This is a genomic window from Streptomyces hilarionis, assembly GCF_024539675.1.
In the GTDB taxonomy this organism is placed as follows: Bacteria; Actinomycetota; Actinomycetes; order Streptomycetales; family Streptomycetaceae; genus Streptomyces; species Streptomyces hilarionis.
In genome coordinates this window covers 1-464 of sequence record NZ_JAHHIT010000434.1, presented here as the reverse complement: position 1 = coordinate 464, position 464 = coordinate 1, and the positions used below count along the sequence as shown (strand labels likewise).

Sequence of the window (464 nt, the reverse complement as noted above, 5' to 3'; positions counted from 1 at the left end):
GCGCCCGTCAGCCGCTCGACCTTGGAGCCGTCGTCGGACGACATGTGCCACTTGCCGGTGGCGTCGTCCTTGACCAGTTCGCCGGACGAGCCGTTGAGCATGATCGTGGCGTTCTCGAACGCCCAGCACTGCTCGCCGGAGCCCGTGTGACCGTCGTCGGAGCAGGGCTTGTAACGGCGCTCGATGTAGCCGGGGTCGTAGGAGAAACCCTCGCCTATCCAGGAGCCCTGGTTGTTCGTGGCGGAGGTTCGGCCGTCGGCCGACTGTGAGGAGTAGCCGAGACCCACGGTGGGGGTCAGGCCGCCCGGCGTCGGGACCGAGGTGAGCGGATAACTCCAACTGAAAGCACCGGAGGACGGCGCGACGCTCCAGCGCGACGACGGGGCCAGGGCGGTCGCCTTGTACGTGCCCTGGGCGCCGGAGGGGCCCGCGGCGACGGCGACCAGGGAGGTCGCGGTGCCCGC

1 protein-coding gene is annotated in these 464 nt (G+C 70.3%); it reads right to left on the bottom strand.

Annotated features, from left to right (window positions below; all coding sequences use genetic code 11):
• The coding region (locus KMS84_RS39010) for a hypothetical protein (RefSeq protein ID WP_256921305.1) at nt 1-464 on the bottom strand (464 nt) is incomplete at both ends.